We start from the raw sequence: 1,082 nt of genomic DNA on the forward strand, positions 1-1,082 counted from the left end.
TTGAGTATTGATTTGGATCAATGAAACTCTCACGCTGATAAAGATCAATCCAATATTCTTACGTTAGTTCTCCATTTAGAAAAAAACCAAGAAAACTAATAACATACCCATTAATTGGTTGAATTTATTGGAAGCGTTGTAGGGTAAGGGCTAGGTCAATACCTAAGCATAAATAAAGAAGAAACTAAAAAAACACACCTCACCTACATTCTTCAAGCACAAAAAAACCTCAACCTAACGGGTTGAGGTTTTTTTGTCGTTTAAAACACGAAACTACAGTGCCTTCGTATCAACAAATCAAAAGTGAACTACCCGAATACAGCTACTTCGCTAATTAAACGCCCTAGCCACTCGGCCGTTGCTGCTCAATTCGTAGTGACCAATATAGGCTGGGATAAATACCGATTGCCCTTTGGTGAGGGTTAAGTGCTCGCCTTTCTGACTCATTAGCACTAGGTCATCATCTATTGCCATTAAAATTTCAGCGCCACTTGTGATAACTTCTTCTTGATGAGGACGATGAAAGATATTGAAATTGAAGTCACTGACCGGGATATCATAACAATCACATTTACCCAGTTTTGATGGCTCTAACAACAAGCCTTCGAACGGAATTGGCGTGAATTTTGTGCAGGCGACTAACTCAGCGACATCAATGTGTTTTGGCGTTAAACCTGCTCGTAGCACGTTGTCTGAATTTGCCATAATCTCAAGCCCGGTACCTTTAATGTAAGCGTGCGGAGTGTTCGCATTCAAATACATCGCTTCACCTGGCTTTAGTGTGATCAAGTTAAGCAGCAGAACACAAAACAGACCGATATCGTTCGGGTACTGATGGCTAAGTTCAATGATCAATGCAAATTCTGTTTGATCTTGGTGAGCCTCTGCGTAAGTCAGAAGTTGCTCTAGCGCTTGATGTTTACATTGGTCATTAAGCGTTAATAGATCACGGAAAAACGCTTCTAAACCTAGAGAGTCAAGGTGGGTCCCAAACTCTTCAATCAAGCCAGCGAGCACGCTAGAGTCTAATCTTCTGAACAAACCTAATATTTCATTAAATTCTCGAAAGCCATTCATCGCTT

Annotated in this window: 1 protein-coding gene; it reads right to left on the reverse strand. The window is 40.6% G+C overall.

Translation table 11 applies throughout. The features are described 5' to 3' along the window. Positions 1-330: 330 nt before the first annotated feature. The coding region (gene manA, locus AB4653_RS13520; protein WP_372071594.1) for a mannose-6-phosphate isomerase, class I at positions 331-1,082 on the reverse strand (752 nt) is incomplete at its 5' end.

This window comes from Vibrio sp. 10N.222.48.A3, from assembly GCF_041475345.1.
Classification (GTDB): domain Bacteria; phylum Pseudomonadota; class Gammaproteobacteria; order Enterobacterales; family Vibrionaceae; genus Vibrio; species Vibrio tasmaniensis_A.